This is a genomic window from Syntrophaceae bacterium (genome assembly GCA_013177825.1).
GTDB lineage: Bacteria > Desulfobacterota > Syntrophia > Syntrophales > PHBD01 > PHBD01.
The window spans coordinates 1-2,312 of sequence record JABLXX010000024.1; the positions used below are offsets into that span (position 1 = coordinate 1).

At 65.9% G+C, this 2,312-nt stretch carries 2 protein-coding genes; both read right to left on the reverse strand.

Annotated features, from left to right (window positions below):
* Positions 1-1,148: acyl-CoA dehydrogenase family protein (locus tag HPY65_19185; protein NPU86604.1), on the reverse strand; the 1,148-nt coding region annotated here is incomplete at its 3' end.
* Between the two features lie 15 nt (positions 1,149-1,163).
* Complete coding sequence (locus HPY65_19190) at positions 1,164-2,312, reverse strand: acyl-CoA dehydrogenase (GenBank protein NPU86605.1); 1,149 nt, start codon at positions 2,310-2,312, stop codon at positions 1,164-1,166.

The window sequence follows — 2,312 nt, forward strand, 5'->3', positions numbered from 1 at the left end:
TTGTAGCGGTTCAGGCTGTCCCGGGCGATGAAGGCGCGCTGCATCTCCGAGGTGCCGTAGGCGAGCTCGGCGAAGCGGGCGTCCCGGTACAGGCGCTCCACGGCGGGCCCCTTGACGTAGCCGTGGCCGCCGTGGACCTGCATGGCCAGATCCGCGATCTTGTTGACGGACTCGCTCGTGAAGAGCTTCGCCGAGGCCGTCAGGATCGGCGCCTCCGTCTCCTGGTGGTCCGTGCTCCAGGCCGCACGCAAGGTCATCATCCGGCCCAGGTCGTTCAGGGTGAACATGACGGCCAGTTTCGCCCCCACGCCCTCGAACAGGCCGATGGGCTTCCCGAAGGCCTTCTTCCCCTTCCCGTGACCCGTGGAGACCTCCATGCAGGCCACCCCGAGCCCGACGGACATGGCCGACAGGGAAATCTTGATCCACTCCGTAATGCGGCCGAGAAGGGCGTACCCTCCGCCCACCTCGCCCACCAGCGCGTCCGCGGAAACGGTGCACCCCGTCAGGCTGATCCCAGCCGTCGGGGCTCCCCGGAGACCCATCGTCTCCAATGTCGGGCCCACGCTCAGCCCGGAGGCGACCTTCTCCACCAGAAAGAGCGACAGGCCCTTCTCCAGGCCCGCCTCACGGTCCGTCCACGCCAGCACCAGGAAGGCGTCCGCCACCGGGGCGTTCGTCACGAGGTCCTTGGACCCCGTCAGGATCCACTGCTCTCCCTTCTTCTCCGCCTTCGTCGCCATGCCCGAGAGGTCCGAACCGGCCTCCGTCTCCGTGCAGGCCAGCGCACCGATGGTCTCCCCGGCGCCGATCCCCGGCAGAAACCGGGACTTCTGCGCCTGGGAACCGAAGCACGAAAGCGCCATCCCGAACGCCGTCCCCGACGACATCGCCGCCAGGAACGTGGCCGGGCACGCCTTCGCCAGTTCTTCGCCCGCCACGCACTGGCTGACGAAGTCCGATTTCAGAAGGAGGTCGAAATACCCCGCCCCCGCCAGCTTCCTGAACCGGGCCCGGAGCATCTCCGGTACCTTGTCTGGCGCGGCCGCATCCAGCTCCGCCGCGGCGGGTGCGATCTCGGCCCTGCAGAAGGCCGTCATCCGCCCCTGCAGGTCTTTCTGCTCATTGGTCAGTTCGTAATCGATCATGATCCTTCACCTCCCTCACATCATCATGAAGCGGGCGACGATCATGCGCATGATGTCGGATGTCCCGCCGCCGAGCTGTCCAAGCTTCGCATCCCGCATGCCCCGCTCCACCGGGTACTCGTGGATGTATCCGTACCCGCCGAACAGATCCACCGCGGCGGAGCACATCTCGAAGCCCTTGTCGCCCACGTACATCTTGTTCACCGAGGCCAGGAGAGGATTCAGCATCACCCCGTTGTCCTTCGAGGCCGCCACGCGGTATACCGCCAGACGCGCCGCCTCCAGGAACACCCGCATGTCGGCGATCCGGTTCTGGATCGACTGGAACTCCCCAATCGCCTTGCCGAAGGCCCGACGCTCGTTGGCATACCGGGCGCAGTTCTCGATCATGAACATCCCGCCCCCCAGGAAGGGGGAAAGCAGCGTGCTCCGGTCCCACTCCACGCCGCCCAGGGCGATCCGCCAGCCGTTTCCCTCGCCGCCCAGCAGGTTCTCCGCCGGAACCTCGCAGTCCTCCATGAAGACCTCCGAGGTCGTCGAGCACTTGCACCCCATCTTGTGCATCGGCTTCCCCGTCGAGAGCCCCGGGGTGCCCTGGTCCACGATGAACGTCGTGATCCCCTTGTGCCTCTTCGACTTGTCCAGCGTCGCAAAAATCACGAACACCTTCGCCAGCGGGGCGTTGGTGATGAATGTCTTCGAGCCGTTGAGGATGTATTTGTCCCCCTTCTTCACCGCCGTCGTCGCCAGGGCCGCCGCGTCGGAACCGCTCCCCGGCTCCGTCAGCCCCATGCACCCGATGTCCTCGCCCGTGGCCAGGCCCGGCAGGTACTTCTTCTTCTGCGCCTCCGTGCCGTGCTCCATGATGTTCGCACCGCACAGGTACGTATGCGCCCCCAGCGCCAGCGTGTGACCGCCGTCGATCCCCGCGTGCCCCATCGCCTCGCCGGCCAGGCAGCACGTCGTGAAGTCCGCCCCCGATCCGCCGTACTCCTCCGGAAACGGCAAACCCAGAAGACCCATGGAGCCCAGCTTCTTCCATACCTCCATGCTGAACTCACCCTCCCGGTCCGCCGCCTCGCAGAGAGGCGCTACCTCCTCCTTGCAGTAACGGTAGATCGTATCGCGAAACATCCGCTGCTCGTCGTTGAATGTGAAATCCAT

Bases quoted from the DNA above. Each gene is read 5' to 3' on its own strand.
- HPY65_19190 (NPU86605.1), bottom strand. From the start codon at position 2,312: ATGGATTTCACATTCAACGACGAGCAGCGGATGTTTCGCGATACGATC.